The sequence below is a fragment of the Membranihabitans marinus genome (assembly GCF_019802045.1).
Classification (GTDB): Bacteria; Bacteroidota; Bacteroidia; order Chitinophagales; family Saprospiraceae; genus Membranihabitans; species Membranihabitans marinus_A.
This window is the reverse complement of sequence record NZ_JAHVHU010000016.1, coordinates 24,465-48,070: the sequence shown is the minus strand read 5'-3', so window position 1 is coordinate 48,070 and position 23,606 is coordinate 24,465. Positions and strand designations below refer to the sequence as shown.

General features: G+C 43.8%; 15 protein-coding genes and 1 pseudogene. All 16 read left to right on the top strand.

Going from position 1 to position 23,606, the window contains the following annotated elements; all coding sequences use genetic code 11:
* Positions 1-712 precede the first annotated feature (712 nt).
* Complete coding sequence (locus tag KUV50_RS15765) at positions 713-3,061, top strand: class I SAM-dependent DNA methyltransferase (protein WP_222581146.1); 2,349 nt, start codon at positions 713-715, stop codon at positions 3,059-3,061.
* 1 nt (position 3,062) lies between these two features.
* A pseudogene (locus tag KUV50_RS15760) lies at positions 3,063-3,311 on the top strand (cell filamentation protein Fic); the annotation flags it as partial.
* A 76-nt stretch (positions 3,312-3,387) separates the two neighbouring features.
* A complete protein-coding gene (locus KUV50_RS15755) occupies positions 3,388-3,768 on the top strand; it encodes a GxxExxY protein (protein ID WP_222581144.1) in 381 nt (126 codons plus the stop codon).
* On the top strand, positions 3,765-5,156 hold the full coding sequence (locus KUV50_RS15750; RefSeq protein ID WP_222581143.1) for a restriction endonuclease subunit S: 1,392 nt from the start codon (positions 3,765-3,767) through the stop codon (positions 5,154-5,156). Before KUV50_RS15755 ends, KUV50_RS15750 begins: the two co-directional genes overlap by 4 nt.
* 12 nt (positions 5,157-5,168) lie before the next feature.
* The gene (locus KUV50_RS15745; RefSeq protein ID WP_222581142.1) at positions 5,169-6,245 is read left to right on the top strand and encodes a DUF4917 family protein; all 1,077 of its coding nucleotides are present in this window, start codon (positions 5,169-5,171) and stop codon (positions 6,243-6,245) included.
* Positions 6,246-6,321: 76 nt separating this feature from the next.
* Positions 6,322-7,224 (top strand): coiled-coil domain-containing protein, encoded by a 903-nt coding sequence (locus KUV50_RS15740; RefSeq protein WP_222581141.1) that lies wholly within the window; start codon positions 6,322-6,324, stop codon positions 7,222-7,224.
* 190 nt (positions 7,225-7,414) lie between these two features.
* Positions 7,415-7,825 (top strand): GxxExxY protein, encoded by a 411-nt coding sequence (locus KUV50_RS15735; protein WP_222581140.1) that lies wholly within the window; start codon positions 7,415-7,417, stop codon positions 7,823-7,825.
* A 306-nt stretch (positions 7,826-8,131) separates the two neighbouring features.
* Entirely contained in the window at positions 8,132-8,533 is a 402-nt protein-coding gene (locus tag KUV50_RS15730) for a hypothetical protein (protein WP_222581139.1), read from the top strand.
* A 10-nt stretch (positions 8,534-8,543) separates the two neighbouring features.
* On the top strand, positions 8,544-11,582 hold the full coding sequence (locus KUV50_RS15725) for a type I restriction endonuclease subunit R (protein ID WP_222581138.1): 3,039 nt from the start codon (positions 8,544-8,546) through the stop codon (positions 11,580-11,582).
* Positions 11,583-12,121: 539 nt separating this feature from the next.
* Entirely contained in the window at positions 12,122-13,813 is a 1,692-nt protein-coding gene (locus tag KUV50_RS15720) for a gliding motility-associated C-terminal domain-containing protein (RefSeq protein ID WP_222581137.1), read from the top strand.
* Positions 13,814-14,109: 296 nt separating this feature from the next.
* Positions 14,110-14,745 (top strand): hypothetical protein, encoded by a 636-nt coding sequence (locus KUV50_RS15715; protein WP_222581136.1) that lies wholly within the window; start codon positions 14,110-14,112, stop codon positions 14,743-14,745.
* Positions 14,746-14,870: 125 nt separating this feature from the next.
* Complete coding sequence (locus KUV50_RS15710) at positions 14,871-16,862, top strand: alginate lyase family protein (RefSeq protein ID WP_222581135.1); 1,992 nt, start codon at positions 14,871-14,873, stop codon at positions 16,860-16,862.
* A gap of 104 nt (positions 16,863-16,966) precedes the next feature.
* The gene (locus tag KUV50_RS15705) at positions 16,967-17,917 is read left to right on the top strand and encodes a metallophosphoesterase family protein (protein ID WP_222581134.1); all 951 of its coding nucleotides are present in this window, start codon (positions 16,967-16,969) and stop codon (positions 17,915-17,917) included.
* Between the two features lie 221 nt (positions 17,918-18,138).
* Complete coding sequence (locus KUV50_RS15700; RefSeq protein ID WP_222581133.1) at positions 18,139-18,762, top strand: ATP-binding cassette domain-containing protein; 624 nt, start codon at positions 18,139-18,141, stop codon at positions 18,760-18,762.
* Between the two features lie 6 nt (positions 18,763-18,768).
* Entirely contained in the window at positions 18,769-19,563 is a 795-nt protein-coding gene (locus KUV50_RS15695; protein WP_222581132.1) for an ABC transporter permease, read from the top strand.
* Between the two features lie 547 nt (positions 19,564-20,110).
* On the top strand, positions 20,111-23,431 hold the full coding sequence (locus KUV50_RS15690; RefSeq protein ID WP_222581131.1) for a T9SS type A sorting domain-containing protein: 3,321 nt from the start codon (positions 20,111-20,113) through the stop codon (positions 23,429-23,431).
* Positions 23,432-23,606 lie beyond the last annotated feature (175 nt).

The window sequence follows — 23,606 nt, the reverse complement described above, 5'->3', positions numbered from 1 at the left end:
ATCGTCCACTCAGTAAACCAACACGATCTGAGCACAGTAAGTCCGTGGCAAGAATGGCCTTCAGCGAAATTACCATATTCTATTAATACCGGATGATTTTCTTTCTTCGCAAGGTGTACGTCTCCTCGCTCCCCTCTTGCGGCCGCCACAGGAATCTTCCCCCACCTCCGTGTCGTGAGGTACGGTCCATAGGTAGAAAAAAACGGGAGGTAGTGAATCTCCGTGCCGTGAGGTACGGTCTATGGGGTGACGAATGATTTATAAAAATCACATACAGTCTTTCCCACTGATAACACCGATGTTATCAATTCAAACCGCACCGATGGCAAGGTGTAAGCCTCCTCGCTCTCCCACCAAGCCTGCACCACAGGATTCTTCCCCCACCATCCCTCAATTCTAAGGTCATTTTTGTGATGGGCAAGACGAAAAAACATAAACATTGTCGCCCCCAAACGAGTTGGGGATGGCGAAACTTTTCCACCCAGGATATCACAAAAAGGGATCACTAGTCCTGTCAATTGGAAGGCATCACCGCCGGCTTATCTCACATATTTATACGATATCGATTCTTTCTAAAAACAACTTTCATGATAATCTATCATAGATATCCACTAATATTTCAATATCTGAAGTTTAAATGTTAAACTTGCTTTCCATGTATCCTCTGGATGCACCAGGTACCTGAAAATAAATTTCTAAAGATCGATTCAATATGAACTACACAGCGCACAATAAGCTGGTCTCCTTCATCTGGTCCATCGCCGACGACTGCCTGAGAGATGTCTATGTCCGGGGCAAATACCGCGACGTCATCCTCCCTATGACCGTGCTTCGCCGGCTCGATGCGCTACTGGAACCCACCAAGGAAGCCGTGATGGAAGAACTTGCCTTTCAGCGGGATGAAGCTGGATTTACGGAATGGGACCACACGGGTCTGGAAGATGCGTCCGGTTACGTGTTTTACAATATCAGTGAATGGACGCTGAAGCGGCTCTACAATACCGCCACCAACAGTCAGCAAATATTGAATGCCAATTTTGATGACTACCTTAACGGGTTCAGCCCCAATGTCAAAGAGATCATCGACAAATTCAACCTCAAAAGCCAGATCCGGCATATGGCATCCAAAGATGTCTTGCTGGATGTACTCGAAAAATTTACCTCCCCCTACATCAACCTGACCCCCTACCAGAGAGAAGATCCGGAAGGCTATACCCTTCCCGCCTTGTCCAATCTGGGGATGGGTTATGTGTTCGAAGAACTGATCCGGCGATTCAACGAGGAAAACAACGAAGAAGCCGGGGAGCACTTTACCCCGCGGGAAGTCATTGACCTGATGACCCACCTCGTCTTTGATCCGATCAAAGACCAACTCCCACCGGTGATGACCATCTATGATCCGGCGTGCGGATCGGGCGGTATGCTGACCGAATCGCAGAATTTTATCAAAGATGAAGAAGGCGCCATCCGGGCCATGGGCGATGTCTATTTGTACGGGAAGGAAATCAACGACGAGACCTACGCCATCTGCAAATCCGATATGATGATCAAGGGCAACGACCCTGAGAACATCCGGGTTGGTTCCACGCTTTCCACCGATGAATTCTCGGGACACACCTTTGATTTTATGTTGTCCAATCCCCCTTATGGGAAGTCGTGGAGCAGCGAAGTCAAATACATCAAAGACGGAAAAGACATTATCGATCCACGATTTGTGGTGCCGCTCACAGACTACTGGGGACAAGAAGAAGAAGTGGATGCCACGCCCCGTACTTCCGATGGCCAACTGCTCTTTCTGATGGAAATGGTCGATAAAATGAAGCCCGTTCATCAAAGCGTATTGGGCTCCCGCATTGCCTCAGTCCACAATGGCTCCAGCCTTTTTACAGGCGATGCCGGCAGTGGCGAGAGCAACATCCGACGCTACATTATTGAAAATGATTTGCTGGAGGGCATCGTTCAATTGCCTAACAACCTATTCTATAATACCGGCATCACCACCTACATCTGGCTGCTGAACAACAACAAATCGGATGATCGAAAAGGCAAAGTCATCCTGATCGATGCATCCGAACGATACGCGAAGTTGCGCAAAAACCTGGGCGCCAAAAACTGTGAACTCCGGACGGAGCATATCCGGGAGATCAAAGAAGCCTTCCTCCGGTTCGAAGACATCGATCGGCAGAACGACGACGATCTGGCTGCCAAAATATTTGATAATGCGGATTTCGGGTACTACAAAGTGACGATCGAGCGCCCGGCCCGGCTGAAAGCGCAATTCACCGAAGAGCGTATAGCGGATTTGCGTTATGACAAGTACCTGAAAGAGCCGATGGAATGGGCCTATGAAAACTATGGCGATCAGGTGTATTCCGATCTGAAAAGCATAGAAAAAGAACTCCTGGAATGGTGCGAAGAAAACGACTTCAAACTGAGCGCTAGAAGACGGCGGGCCCTGACCTCGGAGAAGACCTGGAAAAAGCAAAAAGAAATCCTGGATGCAGCTCTGCTGTTGATGGAAGCCATAGGCACGGACGAATTCCCGGACTATAATGTCTTTGTCGGGCAAGTGGATAAAACGCTGAAAGACCAAAAGGTAAAACTAACGGCCAGTGAAAAGCGGCAAATTCTGTCGGCGGTAAGTTGGTACGACGCGGCGGCCGCCAAAGTGGTCAGGAAAAAGCAAAAACTAAAAAGCGAAAAATTAGCTCAGTTATTGGACCACTTGGGTTGCACCGAAGAAGATCTGCCCGACTTCGGCTACTACCCCGGCGACCGGCCCCATGAGTACATCCTGTATGAATCAGAAACCGATCTGCGCGACAGTGAATCGGTGCCCTTAAAGGAGAGCATCCACGAATACTATTTAAGAGAAGTAAGACCACACGTAGAGGACTCCTGGATCGATCTCGACCGAACCCGGATCGGGTACGAGATCAGTTTCAACAAGTACTTCTACCAGCATCAGCCGCTGCGATCCATCGAAGAGGTGACCCGGGAAATTCTGGAGCTGGAGCAGGAAAGCGAGGGGTTGATTATGGAGATACTAAACCTGACCTGACATGGAATCAGAAATCTTAATCTATCAAACCGATGACGGGCAAACCAAAATTCAGACCCGCCTGGAAAATGAAACCGTTTGGCTATCTCAGGATCAGATGAGCGAGCTTTTTCAACGTGAAAGATGTGCAATAACCAAGCATATAGGAAATATTTTTAAAGAGGGTGAATTAGAGGAAAAAAGCAATGTGCAAATTTTGCACATTAGTGGTTCAGACCGGCCGGTAAAATTTTACAACCTCGATGTCATCAATTATGGAGGCAGCCATTAAGAGCAAGGGTAAAATTGTCAGAATCACGGATTATTAGGATTAAAAGATTTCACGGATGAATGATAAACTAAAATACAAAGAGGTTACTGAAAAAATAATAGGAGCGGCCTTTGATGTGCATAGTTTTTTAGGAAATGGCTTTCAAGAGGTTATTTATCAGAGAGCATTAGCGTGGGAATTCTCACAACGGAATTTAGAATTTGCACGCGAAATTGAACAACAGATTTACTATAGATCCTTACCCAAACCTATTGGTACACGTAGGGCCGATTTCGTGGTAGAAGGAAAAGTTTTAGTGGAACTCAAAGCACTTATTAAGCTGGAGGATGTACATATCGCACAAGTATTAAACTACCTTAAAGCGTACAGATTGGAAGTGGGATTATTAATTAACTTCGGAAGCAAGTCATTAACATTTAAACGTCTGGTACTATGAGTTACTCACGATCTACAATACCTGTTCGGCGTCACGAATCCGTGGAATCCATTCATCCGGGGAAATCTGTGATTCAGACAAACACCCCCCGATTTAAAAAACACCCTACCTATAAAGATTCCGGCGTGGAATGGCTGGGAAAGATTCCGGAGCATTGGCATATAACGAGGTTCAAATATATAGCTGAAACAAATAAGGGTAAACTTCCTAATAAAATTGTATCAAATAAAGAAGCTGATTTACCACCCTATATGAGCATGGAGTATTTACGAGGTGGCATTGAAAATCAATGGGTATCAGATAAAGATCCTGTAATAATTGATTCAAACGAAATTCTCTTGCTTTGGGATGGGTCAAATTCTGGAGAGTTTTTAAGAAGTAGAAAGGGAGTGATCTCATCAACGGTTGCACATATAATCTTTAAAAAAATTAATATCAATTATGCTTGGTACCAATCTAAGGTTTTGGAGGTTCAATTAAGAAAGAATACGATTGGAATGGGTATTCCCCACGTTAATGGAAAATTCTTAAATAATGCACAGATCTTGATTCCTCCCCTCCCCGAACAAACGGCCATCGCCGAATTTCTGGACGACAAGACCCGCAAGATCGACCAGGCCATCGGCATCAAAGAACGACAAATCTCCCTGCTCAACGAACGCAAGCAAATCCTGATCCAGGATCTGGTGACCGGAAAAAAGGTCTGGAACACAGAAAAAAAAGCCTGGACGGACCCTGCCGAAGTCAAGGATTCCGGCGTGGAATGGATCGGGAAGATTCCAGCGGGGTGGGAAGTGACCGAAATAAGAAAACTGTGTAGTACAACAAGTGGCGGAACACCGCCTAGTGGAGAAAGAAAATTATATTATGATGGATGTATACCTTGGATTAGAACAACTGATCTAAATAATGATGAATTATTTGATGTTCCCGAGAAAATAACCAAAGAAGCTGTCAGAGATACTGCATGTAAAATTGTCCCGAAAAATACAGTATGTGTTGCAATGTATGGAGGCCCTGGAACTATAGGAAAACATTCTGTAATTAGATTTACAGGAACATTGAACCAAGCTCTCTGCGGGATTATTCCCTCTAACAAAGTAGACAGTGAATTTCTGTATTATTATGTTAAATTCTATAGACCTCATTGGATGTTTTATGCTAAAGGCTCTCGTGTTGACCCAAATATTAGCCAAGATCAAGTCAGAAGAATGTTAATACCGTTAATTCCAAAGTCCGATCAACTTCATATTGTTAAATACATCAAAATTGAAACATCTAGAATCAACCGAGCAATCTCACTCCATCATTCCCAGATGGAAAAATTAGTGGAATATAAAACAACATTGATCGATAGGGTGGTGAAAGGTAAAATAAATATTAATTAAAAGTACACCATCATGGCTAACAATAATATACCGAAAGAACTGAAATTTGAAGATTTACCCAATTATGAATCAGTATTAGTCAAATTAAACGAAAGAAACTACCCCAAGCACCTTTTAATGGGTAATGGATTTAGCATGGCATATGATCATCAGATATTTTCATATAACGCACTATATGATTTCATTGAAGATATTGAAGATCCTATATTATCCAAATTATTTGAAATTATCAACACCAAAAATTTTGAACAGGTCATGCGTCAACTCGACAATTTTATTGAACTGGCAAAATTCTTTGATAAAGGTGGTGAGCTAGTAAATACTTTAACTAGAGCAAGTCAATTATTGCAAAAAAGTCTTGTTGATGCGGTAAGCTCTTTACATCCTGAACATGTTTTTGAAATTTCAGAGGGAAAAAGCATAGCCTGTTTTGATTTTTTACATGAATACCTAAAAAAGGACGGGAAAGTATTTTCCACCAATTATGATTTGCTTTTGTATTGGGTTTTGATGCGAAACGAATCTAAATATGCAAACGATGGTTTTGGAAAAGAACACTTGAATCCAGTGGAGACAAGAAGAGGACAAGAAGAAGCGAAATATGGTGATTTAAATTGGGGCAAATATAAGGAAATGCAGAAAATATTTTACGTCCATGGAACACTTCCCATATTTGATACAGGAATAGCAATAGAAAAGGAGGTGTATACAAACCGTAAATATCTTTTGGAAAATATAAAGGATCGAATGAATAATAAAGATTATCCTGTATTTGTAACTGCTGGTAACGGGGAAGAAAAACTAGAACATATTTATCATAATAGATATTTGACATATTGCTATGATCAATTATGCAATATTACAGGTTCATTAGTTTCATTTGGTTTCAACTTTGGGGAATATGATTATCATATAATAGATGCAGTTAACATTGCAGCTAAACGTGGTGCTCAATCTGGAGAAAAATTATTCAGTGTTTACATTGGTGTATATTCAGAACCCGATTTGGAATATATAATAAATATTCAAGATAAATTTGACTGCAAAGTGAATGTTTACAATTCCCAAACAGCTAATATTTGGGGATAAAGTCCCTAGGTAGCTTTAAAAAAGTCACCATTAACATATTTAAATAGAAAGAGTTGCAGGCAATTAATAAAAGAAAATGAAAATGTTCAATAATCCAGAATGGATAACAATATTGGGAATTGTTCTTATCGGAATAGGAACTTACTTTGTTTATTACGGGAGAAAGATTAACAACTCAATAATGAAGGGTAAATTAGATAATCAAACCACACAAATTTCATCTCAAACCAACATTTTAAATGAACAAACAAAACGAATAGAGTCTCAAGAATTTACAATACGAAGTCTTGAAACAAACAATGTTAAATTGTCCGAACAGATTACCAAGTTAGGAGACAAAAATTTGGATCTTATTTCTCAGAACACGGAATTATTAGGCAGCAACAAGTCGATTCAAACTAATAACCAAGATTTATACGAACAGAATAAAGGGTTAACAGGGAAAATTGAGAATTACCAACAGGAATTAGAGGAGAAAACTAAGAAAATTCAAGAACTTGAAGATGCTGAAAATAATAGAACTCAATCAGAAAAGGAATTAGAGGCTTTGAAAAAAACTTCTCCCAATGTTGAATTTGGATTAAATTTCAAGGGGAATGATTTAGTAATTGAGGTGAAATTTAATAATAGAGTACCAATAATTTTACATCCAAAATTACATAGTTATGGTCCATGGGAATGTGATGACCATTCTAAAAGTTATAGTATTTTCAGAACTGCTCAACATGATTTGAATCCACCGACAATCTATCCGCCGAAGAAATTAGAGGATAAAGTTGAGGTTGTTTATGACTCAATAAAGAAAGAAGACAATTTGCCGTTTGATAAAAATTTATGCATGAGAATGAACGTCACATATTCTTCAATTTACGCAGATGAAGTAAAAATTGAAAGATTAAAAAATATAAAAATGAAAGTAGATTATGCTATTGAGGCAAATACCAAAAGATTTATTAAAACTCAATTTAAAGAAGAATAAAAACTGCCTGCAAACAAAGGCTAAAATGTTCATAGCCCCAATGCGGGGCTATGTCATTTAGCCAGACCGATAAACGCAGTTTGATTGATGGTGTGGTGACGGGGAAAGTGAGAGTGTCTTGAACTATGATTGAGAATGATTATAGGAAGACTTTGATTTCGGTGTAAGACAATGAATAAATACCTAAGCTATGATTAAAAGTAAGTATCAATATTCGGAGTTAACGGGAAAAATAATTGGGGCTGCCATGGAAGTACATAAATACTTGGGAAATGGTTTTCAGGAAGTCATTTACCAAAGAGCCTTAAGCATTGAATTAAACATGCAACAACTGGCACATGTACGGGAAATGGAAATGGCTCTGAGTTATAAAGGCCATCCAATTGGTACGAGGCGGGTTGACTTTTTTGTGGAAGAAAAAATTATGGTAGAAATAAAGGCGATAAAAGAATTGGAAGATGTTCATTTGGCTCAGGCCATCAATTACTTAGAAGCATATGGACTGGATATTGGTTTGTTGATTAATTTTGGCAGTACTTCTCTGCAATTCAAGCGCGTCATGAAACCTAGAAATCAAAGACCATCAAAAAATCAGAACTAATCATAGTTCAAGATAATGGAAAGATAAGATGTGGCAATTGCATCAATATGATTCGAATGCTGATAATACTTTTTTCCAAGCCTGGTTTCGGGGAAAGTGAGAGTCTTGAACTATGATATAGAATGATTATAGGAGGACTATAATTTTGGTAGAGTCAATGGACAAAAATGAAAGTTATGATAAAAAGCAAAGGTAAATTAAGTGGTTTGCTTATTTTACTTTTTCGCCGTAATGTAAAATAACAAGGGCGCTTATTGTACCTTTTCGTGTTTTTGTAAAACAGCCCTAGGTATAAAATTGCTTTTAATGGATAACTATGCATCGGGTTTATATTACGACAACTTAATGCGAGTACGTACCCATCATGATCTTAATCAATGGTTCAAGATTTTCCTAACAGGAGTCATTGAAACGGCTAGAAATGGGGTAAAAACTTTCGATGGGATCTTGCATCTACAAAAAGAAATAGATGGAAAGCTAAAAGATATTGGGGCTCGGAGTGGAGATGCCTATAAAGTAGTACAATATCTCTATTCTCACCCTATTATAGAAGCTCAAAAAGTAAGTGAAATCACCGGGAAGACAATGAGACCGGCTTATAATCTAATAAAAGTTTTGGAAGAATTGGATATCATTACGGAGATAACCGGCGCGCAACGTGGACGTCTTTACCTTTTTCAAGAGTATGTCAATTTGTTTAATGATTAATGATGAAATAATGCATAGCCAAACCAATGAACAGGCGCTGGAAGCCGCCATCGAAAAAGCCTTAACGGGTCACAGCCTGGAAGATATAGCGTCTAAAGATCCTACCGTGCTGGATACCCGGGCAACGTATGGTGCTGGCAAGGGTTATTATATGGGAGACACCAATGACTTTGATGCTAAGTATGCCATCGATGAAACCCGGTTCTGGCATTTCCTGGAAGAGACGCAAAGTGAGGAGCTGGAAAAGATCCAACGTTCTTCGGACTGGAAACTTAAAATACTGGAACGGTACGATCGCATGGTCCGGAAATACGGCATCCTCCGGATTCTGCGGAAAGGACTGGAGGTGGAAGATGCGCATTTCACCCTATTGTACCAGCTGCCCATGGCGAGCAGCAGTCAAACGGTGAAGGATAATTTTGAGAAAAATGAATTTAGCGTAACCCGACAGGTCCGGTACAATCTGGACAATGCACGCGAAGAAATCGATATGGTCGTCTTTGTCAACGGGCTGGCCATCGCTACCCTGGAACTCAAAAATGCCTGGACCGGCCAAAATGCCAAAGTGCACGGAATCCGGCAATACAAGCGGGACCGGGACATCCGGCAACCATTGCTTCAGATTGGCCGATGCATCGTCCATTTTGCGGTAGATACCGATGAAGTGTATATGTGCACCAAACTGGCCGGGCGGGACTCCTTCTTCCTGCCTTTTAACAAAGGACACCAGAACGGGAAAGGCAACCCGCCCAATCCATTCGGCCATAAATCGGCTTATTTGTGGGAGGAGGTTTTCACCAGATCCAGCCTGACCAACATCATCCAACATTTCGTCCGCTTTGACGGGAAAGCATCCGATGCCTTGAGCAAGCGTACGTTGTTTTTTCCGCGGTACCACCAGTTGGATGTAGTGCGAAAAATACTGGATCATGCTTCTAAGAATGGCGTGGGACATACCTACCTGATCCAGCACTCGGCCGGTTCAGGAAAATCAAACTCCATCACCTGGGCCGCCTATCAGCTGATAGAGACCTATCCGCAGCGGGAAGGGTTGCCCGGTGCCAAGGGGTTGCATACCCCGTTGTTTGATTCGGTGGTGGTGGTGACCGATAGGCGGTTGCTGGACAAACAAATTCGGGAAAACATCAAGGAATTTTCGGAGGTGAAAAATATCGTAGCAGCAGCTCACTCTTCCCGCGACTTGCGGGACAGCCTGGAGCAAGGCAAGAAAATCATCATCACGACGATTCAGAAGTTTCCGTTCATCGTGGACGAAATCGCTGATCTGAGCGACAAGCGGTTTGCCGTGGTGATCGATGAAGCACACAGCTCACAAAGCGGGACCACGGCGGGCAAGATGAACCAGGCGATGGGCATGGACCAGGAGGAAGAAGAGGAAGATGAGCAGGATAAGATCTTGAAAGCGCTCCAAGCCCGGAAGATGAAAGGCAATGCATCCTACATGGCGTTTACGGCGACGCCCAAAAATGCAACACTGGAACGATTTGGCAGAAAGCAGGAAGACGGATCCTTTGAACCTTTTCACTTGTATTCCATGAAGCAAGCCATCGAAGAGGGGTTTATTTTGGATGTGTTGGCCAATTATACGACCTACAAAAGCTATTACGAGATTGAGAAGTCGGTGCAGGACAATCCCTTGTTCGACACCAAAAAGGCGCAGAAAAAATTGCGAGCCTACGTCGAGCAGGATAAACGGACGATAGCGACCAAGGCTGAAGTCATGATGGAGCACTTTATCAGCAAGGTGTACAACACCAAGAAGCTCAAGGGCAAAGGGAAAGCGATGGTGGTCACTCAAAACATTGAATCGACGATCCGTTATTATCTGGCCATCAATCGTATTCTGGCGGATAAGGGGCACCCTTTTAAAATTGCAGTAGCCTTTTCGGGCAGCAAAATGGTGGATGGGATCGAATATACCGAAACGGGGATGAATGGTTTTTCAGATAAAGAGACCAGCGTACGATTTGATACCGATGAATACCGGATCCTGGTCGTCGCCAATAAATACCTCACGGGATTTGATCAACCCAAATTGTGCACCATGTATGTCGATAAGAAGTTGCAGGGTGTGTTGGCGGTTCAGGCGCTGAGCCGATTGAACCGATCGGCGGACAAGTTGGGTAAGAAAACAGAAGATCTGTTTATCCTGGATTTCTTTAATCAGGTGGACGACATCAAAGCTTCTTTTGATCCGTTTTACACTTCCACTTCGTTGAGCCAGGCCACCGATGTCAATGTCCTCCATGAACTCAAAGGAACTATGGATGATGTGGGCGTCTACGAATGGGCAGAGGTCGAAGATTTTGTGGAAAAATACTTTAACAAGATCGATGCACAACAGCTGAGTCCAATCATCGACACGGCCGCGGATCGTTTTAACCATCATCTGGATCTGGCAGATGAAGAGAAGGCCGATTTTAAGATCAAGGCGAAGCAGTTTGTGAAAATCTATGGTCAAATGGCGGCCATTATTGAATTCGAAGTCCTGGATTGGGAAAAGCTGTTTTGGTTTTTGAAATTTCTTATCCCTAAGTTGGTGGTTAAGACGAAAGAGGATGAAATGATCGATGAATTACTGGAATCGGTGGATCTGTCGACGTACGGACTGGAACGAACCAAGCTGAATCATACCATCGAGCTGGATGATTCGGATTCGGAACTGGATCCCCAGAATCCAAATCCACGGGGAGCTCATGCGAGTGAGGAAGAGAAAGACCCCCTGGATCAGATTATCCAATCGTTCAATGAGCGTTGGTTTCAAGGCTGGGATGCGACGCCGGAAGATCAGCGGGTGAAATTTATCACGCTGACCAAGCATATCCATGCGCACCCCGATTTTCAATCCAAGGTGGCGGAGAACCCGGATACGCAAAACAGGGAGATTGCCTTTAAAAAAATATTGGATGATGTGATGCGGGATCAACGACGAAAAGAATTGGATTTGTATAAGCTTTATGCGCAGGACGAGTCCTTTTACCGAGCCTTTTTTGATACTATGAAGCGTATGGTGACCACTCAGGCGTGAAATCAATAAGAGAAATGACTTACAGTATTACCCACCGATAACAAAGATGTTTCTCCATTCAAACCGCACCCATGGCAATGTGTAAGCCTCCTCGCTCCCCTCCTGCGGCCGCCACAGGATTCTTCCCCCAAGCAGGACTGGGGGAAGGAGCTTGCCGCTAAGGCTGGTGTGTGAGAGCAGCGCCTTACACCTTTTTATACCCTCTGCCTGAGCAGTTACTCGCATTTCCACATTAGAATATGAGATTGTGTTTTTGTAAATGAGCATATCCAGGATCGAATCGTCTTTGGGGTTTTCTCGGGTAACGATGGTAAGGTGTAAGCCTACTCGCTCCCGCCAGGCATGCACCACAGGATTCTTCCACTACCTCCGTGCCGTGAGGTACGGTCCATAGGTAGAAAAAACGAAAGGTTGGGAATCTCCGTGCCGTGAGGTCCGGTCTATGGGTTGACATATAATTTTTAGAAATCACATTCAGTATTCCCCTCAAATACCATATTTTTTATTATCTTCAGACGGACAGTATAAACGTCATAAGGATGTTTGCCCGAATATTTATATCTCTGCTAACCTCGGCGTTGATCGTAGTTTCTACCTACCACAACGTCTTTGCCGTGTCCGGAGAGATCTGCGATAACGGCACAGACGACGACGGCGATGGGCTGATCGATCTCAATGACCCCGATTGTGAATGTCTGACCACGCCTATATCTCACATTCCCAATCCTTCATTTGAAGAAATCACGTGCTGCCCATCGGGCAACTCACAGCTTCATTGTGCAGGAACATGGATCCAGGCCTCAGAAGCCACGACCGATTATTACCACCGCTGTGGGTATTTCATGAGAGAACAATTTCCGGTCCCATTGCCGATCCCTGACGGAGATGCTTACATAGGATTCCGCAATGGATATTTCTCGAGAGACAATTCAAACAACAATCCCGAGTACAATCCGGCTAACAATTCCGGAGGCAGTTCAGGGAATAATTCCGGAAATAATTCCGATGGCAGTTCTGGATCTCCTTTTGGCAAATCCAATCCCAGCTGGAAGGAATATACCGGAGCCTGCCTCCTTGCACCGCTGGAAGCAGGCAACCAGTATACGATCGAGTTTTATATCGGTTTTGTCAGCCAGCAAATATCCCCACCTATGAATGTCGTACTCTACGGCACGACCGATTGTGACAACCTACCGTTTGGCCTGGGGAACCGAGAATTTGGCTGTCCGACCAATGGCTCCGGTTGGCAAGCCCTCGGGCAGGTACATGTCAATGGCAACCGCAACTGGAAACAATACAAAATCACGACGACTCCGAGAAGTAACATCACCGCCATCGCTATTGGTCCGGATTGTCCCGTGCTTGATCTGGATGTAAACCCGTATTATTTTCTGGACCATCTTATCCTGGCTGACTCCAAACTTTTCGCACCGGACATAGAAGAAATCGGACATCCGTGTCAACCGGATTTTAGCATCACAGCTTCTGAAAGAAAAAATGCCTCCTACCAATGGTATCGCGATGGTATCGCCATCTCCGGCGCTGTGGAACGAGAACTGAAAATCAATGGCCGGGAAGGCAATTATCAGGTTCAGATGCGGCTTGATTCCAACTGTGTCCTCTCCGAACCGTACTCATACATCGTGCCCGTATTAGAAAATGAAATCCGTATTGTCGTATGCCCGGGAGAGACCCTTGTGTTCGGAGACCTGGTTCTTAGCCAGTCCGGATATTATTCGCACGTATTTCAGAGCCAGTACGACTGTGACAGTATCGTCGACCTCGAGCTGGTTATCCTGGAAGAAAAAGTTGATTCTGCAAAAGAATATTTCTTTGAAGGAGAGACTTACCAGGTGGGCCCATATAGATTTGGTTCACCAGGGACTGCAAATCTGACCCTGACTTCTTCACTGGGTTGTGACAGCCTGGTGCATCTGACCCTGGAGGAATACTCTCTGAATGTACCGAATGCTTTCTCGCCAAATGGGGATGGTGTTAATGATTATTTTACCGTATATGGCCGTGAGGATTTCATTGTCATCCGGGCTATGCGTATTTTTGACCGATGGGGCAACCGGGTTTACGAACAAAAAAACGATGAACCTTTTCGGTGGGACGGGACCGGAAGCGGAGGTGCTCTGGATAGCGGAACCTATGCCTATACGCTGGACCTGATCCTTCACGATGGCAAGCGGAAAATGATCCAGGGAGATGTTACACTGTTGCGATAACCAGGTGGTTGAGGTATTATGTGGTGTCTTGTAAGTCAGCGAACCTACAAAGTCAAGCTGTGAATCGAACATAAATCGTTCACAATGAGATGAAATTTAAAAAAATTCAATTAAATTCAAGATCTTTGAATAGTACGTTTAAGATCGAAGCCTTGTTTTTTATAGCAGCAGATTCAAAGATAAAGAACAAACATCGAAATAAAAGCTGCTAAGGTTACCGCAATTTGCGATATCCTTAGCCTATATTATTTTAGCCTATCCAAAACAACCACACTCAAAAATATTCCCAAAAAATCATGAATACACTCAATCTAACCGTCTTACTCTTCCTTCTGCTGACCGGCATGGTATCCGCGCAAGACACCTATCGTCCCGGTCTTTTCTTTCGCGAAGACTGGAAAGAAATCCCGGCAGAAATCCCCTTGAATCAACGTCATGTAGACAACCCGGATTTAACGGTTCACCTATACGGCGATGGACAGGACAGTCTCAAAAAAAGCAACCACGAAAAGCCCGTGGATGATCCATTCTATGTCTGGTCCGGACTGTGCCTGGATAATTGGATGGTGACCTTGAAGCATAAAACCAAAAACGTGGATCTGACCGGATTCGCCAAGTTAAAATGGCGAACGAAGCAGGTGGGACTGAGACAGCTCCGGATCACCTTGAAGCTAGCGGATGGAACCTGGCTGATCAGCGATCAATCCACCGGACCGTCGAAAGACTGGAAAATATCAGAATTTAATATCCAGGATATCGTCTGGCATCACCTGGACCCGGAACGGATCACGGAAATCGGTATAGCTAAAGAGCCGGACCTATCCCATGTAGAAGAAATAGGTTTTACAGATCTCATGGCCGGTGGCCGATCCAGGGCCTGCTCCCGGTTGGACTGGATCGAGGTGCATGGGCAACCGGTGGATCGGAATTGATTTTTATTGAGATCTGAACCATAAGGTGCGTTATTAAAAATCCAGGCGATTTATGCACTGATCTTGAATAAAATATTATTTATTTTAGCGCAGATCTCATATTCCTCCTTTTAAAATTCCATAAAATGTTTGCCCCTTCACTTTTCCGCCCTGTGCACAGTATACGAACTAAGTTTCTTATCGTCCTCCTAAGTCTGTTTACACTGGTTCTGAATGGCCAACCGGAACCCTTTTCAGCCGCGACGGAGACCTTGCTTTCCAGGATTAATCTGGATGAAAAAGGTCTGCGTGATGTACAAAATGAGGTGGCGCAACCAGTTGAGGCCGCCAAGGAGCTCCTGAACTATTATCGTCACCGGACATCCGTACAGCATCCCATCGATCGAAATCTGAAAACAGCTTCTTTGGTGCAGACCGCCATAGAAAAAGACCTGAAAGTAGCAGACAATGCGCTAAAACATATTTTCGTGGGACAACCTGCCTACCCACCCCATTTCTGCGGTGACGACATCGATTGGTCCACCAGTCCGGTGCCCGACAAAGAATGGCTGTGGCAGCTCCACCGCATGAGTTTTTGGGATGCCATGGGAAGAGCTTACTGGCACACCGGTGATGAAAAATATGCCAGGGCCTGGGGACAGCAACTCATCGACTGGACTCAGAAAAACCCGCGTGATGAGGATCATAAATACGCCTGGCGATCGATCGAGGCGGGTATCAGAGGCTTCCGCTGGACCAGTTTGTTTCAGCGTTTCATCGATTCACCTTCGTTTTCGCCCGAGGTCCTGGTCGCCTTTCTAAACAGTTGCCATGACCACGCTCAATATCTGATGGCCCGATACCGATCGGGCAGCAACTGGGGACTGATGGAGGCCGAGGGGTTGGCCTTCATCGCCTTGACCTTTCCCGAATTCAAACATGCTGAAAAATGGCGCAATGAAGCTTTTCGCCGTTTGAACAGAGAAATCAATATCCAGGTCAATCCCGATGGACACCAACGGGAACTCGCCATCGGCTATCATCTGGGGTGCATCCATTGGTTTTTGCGCACGTATGAACTGGCTAAAATGAACGGCATCGAAGATGCATTCCCGGCCAGTTACCTTCGACGAATTGAACAAATGTGTGAAGTCCCCATGAAGCTGTGCTTGCCCGATGGCCGGAATGTCCAGTTTGGCGACGCCTGGGAAGGGTCTCCCGGACAACACCAACGCAAATTTCAGGATTGGGCAGACTTCTTCCGTCGGGATGATTTTTTATATCTGGCTACAGATGGAGATCAAGGTCAGCAACCGGATTCCACGGCTTATGCACTCAAGGGAAGTGGCCTGTATTCCATGCGCAGCGGATGGGACAAAGAAGCCATCTGCCTCGTGTTAAAATGCGGACCCGACGGTGGGGGCCACAGCCAGCCGGACAATGGTACTTTTGATCTGTATGCCGGTGGCCGAAATCTGATGCCCGATGGTGGAAGCTATATATACAGTGGGAATCCGGAAGGTCGGGCTTGGTTTCGTCAAACCAGGGTTCACCAGACGCTGACCCTGAATGAAGCAAACTCAGCCTATGACCCACAACTCCTATTATGGCAGCCCGGTGACAGCCTGGATATCCTGGTGGTTGAGAATCAAAGCTATGACGAGTTGACGCACCGCCGATCGGTATTTTTTGTAGATAAGCGATATTTCATTATACTTGATGAGGCGATCGGGACGGCCACCGGTGATGTAGCCATCCATTTCCAGCTGGCACCTGGCGAAGCGGTCTATGATCACACAAGAAATACTGTACATTCAAACTTTGACGAAGGATGGAACGTGCTGGTTCGCACGAATCCACAAAATCAAATGACATTGGAGAAAGAAGAAGGATGGGTCTCCTTCAAATACACAGAAAAAGAAGAGCGGCCGGCTTTCCGGTACAGGATACCAAAAAGCAAGCCCGATGAAAACATACGGTTTGTGACAGTGGTTGCGCCTTACGAGACAGCAATGCCTGATATTCAAGTCAGGTTACCTGAGAATCTAAACGTCGGTTCAGGATCAACCCGCCTGGTCGTTGAAGAATTCGGAAAAAAATGGCGATTGGGTTATTCGCTCACCGACAGAGACGACTAGTCGGAGATACGGTAGTCATTTTGGGAAATTGCATAGCGCAAGATTGCCAAAACCTAAATAATTCTACGTGCTTTCGATATCTACTAATTTAAAAATTCAAACCCATGAAAGAAACCAATAAGAAGAGCAGACGAGCATTTATCAGAAACATTGGCATGACGACTCTGGCCACGCCCTTAGCAGGCCTCCGTCCACTAAAAGGAGGGAATGCACACATCGATGTATCGACCCAGGATTTTGAATTTGCCTTCCTCACTGACATCCACATAAAACCCGAAATGGGCGCCCCGGATGGCTTTCAAATGGCTATTGACAAAGTCAATGCCATGAATCCCGACTTTGTAATCACAGGTGGGGACCTGGTCTATGATGTCATGCGGGGTCAGATTGATAAAAGCGACGCGCTTTTTAAGTTATACCAAGATATGAGTAGCGGATTTAACATGCCTGTCTACAATTGCATCGGTAATCACGACCTCTTTGGAATTTATGAGGAAAGCCCGGAAGGCCCGGAACATCCAGACTATAAATATGGGATGTGGGAAAGGTATTTCGGAGAAACCTATTACGGCTTTGACCACAAAGGGTGGCATTTTATCACGCTAAATTCACTGGAAGTAACCCCTGACAAAAAATACAAAGGATATTACCACGAGCAACAGTTGAAATGGCTGGCTAACCACATCAAATCTATCGATAAGAAAACGCCTATAGTCATTACGACACATTTGCCTATGCTGTGTACTTTTACTCAGATCAATGGCGGCAATCCCCGTACAGTTTCTAATGCACATAAGGTGTTTGAATTGCTAAAAGATCACAATCTAAAACTGGTTTTGCAGGGACACATTCATTGGTTGGAATACGGATTGGCTAATGACCGAACCCAGTTTCTCACCGGCGGTTCCATTGCCGGAAACGGCTGGAAAGGACGTCGGCACAATACCAGAGAAGGTTTTATGTCTGTGAAGATAAAAGGGGACGATTTTAGCTGGGAGTACATGGACCACGGCTGGGAAGCGGAGCGACTAAAAAGACAATCCAAATCAAATTGATAAGTCAGCTTTGGTTCTAATTCTCATTTGTGTGAATCGGAGTTCATAGGAATCATATTTCCGAACATGGCTTGATCTGCCGCGATGTCCGATGATCGGTAGCAGCTGAAAGATCAATCTTGAAGATCCAACTGATCTGATCCTGTCTCTTCGTTGAAGAACAAAAAGAATTGGAAGCAGAAAAAGCCATAAAGCGTACTTTATTGTTATTTTTACACACCATGAATATAGCGTTTTCTCAAGTTACATTTGCGTATGATGTCGACCCCATCATCAAAAACTTTTCACTGAAAGTGACGAAAGGAGATGTTATAGGGATAAGAGGTGCTTCCGGCTCGGGGAAAACCACGCTATTCCGTCTTTTATTGGGATTTGAAGTTCCCGATAGTGGCACCATCACCTTTGACGGCGAACGGTTAACTCCCCAAAAACTAAAAGCGTTTCGCAAAAATACCACGTGGCTACCTCAGGATTTGAATTTAGGAGACGGCAAGGTAAAAGAGGTGTTTCAATATCCCTTTACCTTCCAGGCCAATAAATCTCAAAAACCGGATGAGAAAAAAATACTGGCGACCTTCGATGCACTCGGTTTGAAAAAGAACATATGGGACATTGACTTTTCGAATCTTTCCACCGGGCAGCGTCAACGGGTAGGAATAGCGCTGTGTTATTTACTGAATAAAAGCATATTGATCCTGGATGAACCGACCTCGGCGCTGGATGAAAATTCCAAACACCAGGTCGAAAACCTCTTGTTCGACCCACAACGCATCATACTATCTACTTCCCATGATCCGTGGTGGATAGACCGGTGCACCCAAATCGTTGATCTGAATAGTACTTAATGGCGTATGGATATCATAGATCTTACCTGGGGACAGCTGGCGATAGGGTTTGGGATTCTTATTATCCCCGGCCTCATCCTATGGAAATACAAGACCGGATTACTCCAAAAAATGGGAATAGCGGTCGTGCGGATGACTCTGCAATTGATCTTTGTGGGGTATTATCTGGAATACCTTTTTGAATATGATAATCCCTGGGTAAACCTAGCATGGATAATGATCATGGTGATCGTCGCAGATTTTGCTACCATAAACCGCAGTGGGTTGAGACGCAGTAAAAAGTTATTTATCAGCATATTTATCGCTACTTTTCTGGGCGTAGTGATTATCGACTTGTTTTTTCTGACCTTTGTCATCCGTTTGCCAAATATTATGGCTGCTCAATATACCATTCCAATTACAGGAATGGTACTGGGCAACTGCCTCCGAAGCAATGTGATCGGAATGAATGAGTTCTATTACAGTATCGATCAGCACCAGGAGCGATACCGGTTTTACCTCGCCAACGGTGCCACCCAGGAAGAAGCTCTTTTTCCGTTTTTTCGCACGGCTTTGAGGAAGTCTGCCAATCCCAACCTGGCTGCGATGGCCACGATAGGTCTGGTTGCCTTACCGGGTATGATGACAGGCCAAATCCTAAGTGGAAGCTCTCCGCTTATTGCCATAAAGTATCAGATCATGATCATGATCGCCATCTTTTCGGGCACGGTATTATCGGTTTATTTGGGCATCAGTATCTCAAGAAAATTCACCTTTGACAGTCGGGGTCGATTTGACCATTCTATGCTCAAAAAGGATTAATTGATATTACATTCAATATGATTTATACCCTTTATTCGGGCATAGTAAATATATGCAGCAATAAAAATAACACCTGAACATGGATATTTAATTCAGGTTTGAGATCCCCACAACACATCCATCACCATATTTTATTTAGCCAATACACCTGGCCTCCAATTTTTTCTCCACAGTTCCAGGATCCTTTCAAAATACATGATAAACAACCTCTGTTTTTATCAGTCAAATCAGAAAGCAAACAAGTGAATATCAATCAATTGTAAAAATTAATTCGCAAATTAATTCGGCGATTAAAAACATAAGTTTCAACCAAAGTCACTCTGATTAAAACTTGCATATTCACTTCTTATCAAATAGAATCCACCGTCAAATACATTTTTTCAATAAAATAAATTTGCAGGAATGAAATAAATCTTATATTTTTGTTTCTTTAGGTTGTCTACCATAATTTTTAAGTTCTTAAATAACATTGTACATACGATTTTATGTACAATCTGCTTCATATTTTATATCATATATTTTTTTACAATTTCAACCCCCTTAACCCATGTATTTACGCTTATTTTTTATTTTCCTTATCTTAAATAATGCAGTCTACCTCTTCGGAAATGATTATTCACGTGAAAAAGTTGAAGCTCCACCCATTATTGATATCTCACTTCCACTCGTCGATGATGTCAGTTGTCACGGTGAAAGTGATGGTTCTGCCACTATCGTGATTGCAGGCCTATCTTCGTTAACCTCATATTCCTATAAAGTAACAAATGAGGCAAACGATATCATACAGTCGGGCGATGAAGGTCTTCTAAAAGATCTTCTGAAAGATTTGTTGAATTTAAACCTGGGACTCACCATCCGGGTTGAAAATTTACCTGCCGGGAAATATACCTTCTCCTGGACCTCAAGACCCCTCTTAGGCGCAGCATCTACTAAGTCCGTAGATTTCACCGTGGAAGAACCCGATGCGCTAGAGATTATTGATTTAAACATTGATGACATTCTGAGTTGTGTAGATCCTACGGGTAGCATTGAAGTGATTACCACGGGCGGCTCTGGCGGACTCAACCTGGGCATTCTTAATCTGGGCGAGATCCTCAATCTGGGTGGCGAAGGAAACACCATTACAGATCTTACCGAGGGCATTTATTCGATACTTATCGAAGATGAAAACGGATGCAAGGATACCGCGAACGCCGAAATAAAAAATCTAATTGAACTACCTAATCTCGACATAACCGGCAGCCTTGAACTAGGATGCCATGAAGTAATTGATTTGGGCATCTCTACAGACGACGGCGTAGAGCTTTTAGTCGATATTCCTGAACTTGAAACCGGCGTTGAAGTTCTTGACAAAACCTTTGAAGTGACTACCCCGGGTATTTATAAATTCACCGCCCTGGATCCCCTGACGGGCTGTGTTTCCGAAAAAGAAGTAGAAGTGACCGCCGATATAAACATTCCTCTACTTGATGCAGGAACGGACCGTATCCTGGGGTGTTTGGATGACCTAAAACTCGAAGCCATTACTGATGCCACTTCTTTTGTCTGGGAGAATTTAAGTGGCAATGTACTAACATCAAATAAGGTATTGGAAGTGGCAGCCCCTGGCACCTATGTAGCAGTGGCATCCGACGCCATTACCGGTTGCGAAGCCCGTGACAGTGTAACTGTCGGGGAAGGAAGCGAGGATGATAACTCAATTTTGGATTTTGATGCCGGTGTGACTTATGACCTGGGATGCTTGAATGTTGCAGATCTTGTACTTATAAACAATGATGGCATTACTGTTCATTTCGAAAAACTCGGCAGTGCGGGGAGAATCCTAGGTGGCAACGATCAAAAATTAACTATTGCTGGCCCCGGTACGTATGTAGCTACCGGTATAAGTCTGGTCACCGGATGTTTGGTATCAGATACCATCACCGTTACTGCAGAGGTAAGTATTGGAGCTCTCGAGTTTGAAAAAGATACAGCCTTCCTGGATTGCGATGGGAAGGCCATTGTTACAGCTGATGACAGTCAACTCGGAGCAGGAGCAAACATTCAGATTCTATGGGAAGTCATCGAAGGCGATGTACTTATCGACGAAAATGGCACATCGGCTACCGTACAAGGTGCCGGCATCGTAAGTGTCGTAGCGACAGATCTCCTAAAGAGTTGTTCCACTGGTGATACCATAGTTATTGTAGACCCGGGTGAGGTGAACGCTATAGCAGATATCACAAACACCATTTGCTCCGGTGAAGAAAATGGAGCCATCGATTTGACCGTGACAGGAGGTGTTTCACCTTATCAGTATTCGTGGTCAAACGGCGCCACCACTCAAGATATATCAAATTTGACGGCCGGCGATTACACCGTAAGTATCACCGATCAAAGAGGATGTGTTCGGGAATATACCTATACGATCCAGGAACCATCACAACCTCAGGTTTCTGTAAACATAAAAAGAGGGGCAGACAACCAGTCTATCGTAGAAGCTGAAGTATCCGGTGGTCTGGCTCCATATACGTACATGTGGAGCACAGGCAGTACGAATCCTTATATTTCTGTCCTGCCGGGGAATTACACTTTGAAAGTCACGGATAATAATGGGTGTTCCACGACGATCAGTTTTGCAGTTCCAGTATATGATCCTTATCCGCCGGAAGCGTGCGATCTGGTATTGAATATAGAATCCACTTTTGTAGTGGATTCTGCGGACGCCAATGCTACCGTGCTGGTCACAGGAGGCACTGCTCCATACAGCTATCATTGGAGTACGGGTGCCACAACCAAATCGGTAACCGGTTTACCAGTAGGTATACACGAGGTGACCGTGACGGATTCAGAAGGTTGTTTTTTAAGCATTTCTTTTATAATAGAGCGAACTCCAACCGATGATCCCCAGGGATGCCCGGATGATATCGTGGTGAATCAATGCAATTCTGTGGTGTCCTATGCTGTTCCGCAGATAGAATCTGACCAACAGTATACCATGACTCAAATTGAAGGTCTGTGTAGTGGAAGCGTCTTTCCCGTAGGAACCACCCCCATCACCTATTTAATCGTTTACGAAAATGGTTCGTATGATATTTGTTCTTTTAATGTAGTCGTCGTTCCAGTGGAATTGGATTTTGAAATCACCCACCCGAGTTGCTTTGGTGCTTCGGATGGTCAAATTGTATTAAACAAACCTGACTCCAGCAAAGCATATTACTTGATCTGGGATGACAAATTGAGTCAAAAAGGAGGCACTGCTTCCAATTTGACAGCCGGCACCTACACCATAAAAGGAATGGATGACAGTGGGTGTATCATTAATAATACCATCACCCTGGAACAGCCGGACTCCCTGTTCTTGATGAATGGTATTGTATTGAACGCTACTGACAGTGCAGCGAATGGTCAAGTGCAAGTCACCGTGCAAGGCGGTACTTACCCGTATACCTACGAGTGGACAGGGCCCGAAGGATTTACCTCTTCCCAGGAAGACCTTTACAACATCCCGGATGGAGCATATCAACTGACCGTTCTGGATGCCAATGGATGTAGCTTAACTGCTGGTCCTTTCAAAGTAGAACGAGAAAGAAACCAAACTGCTTCAATTAAGTTAAGAAGTAAATATCAGAGTAATCTAGCGAAAACGACGAAGGTTTTTCCTAACCCATCCGAAGGTCTGATTTCTCTGGAAGTATCGCTCAAGGAAGCTGCCAACCTGAACATATCCATCATCAACAGTATAGGACAACTGGTCAGAGAAGAGCACTTTGCCAATGTAAAGGAGTCAACTATTGACATGAATCTATCAGGGCTCCAAAAGGGAACCTACTTTATCAAATTGCAAACCAAAGACGAGCTATTTACCAAAACAATTACCTTGTTCTAATGGTGCTGCATTGAGTCAATTAATACATACAAAAACGGTGGGTGATTTTTTATCATCCACCGTTTTCTTTTATACTACCCTCCTCAATTGAAAACACCGCTCTTAGTTGAAACTAAAACTATTTACCTGATCAATGGAAGAGTCAGCTCCGCAAACAATCCCTCCCGCATTTATT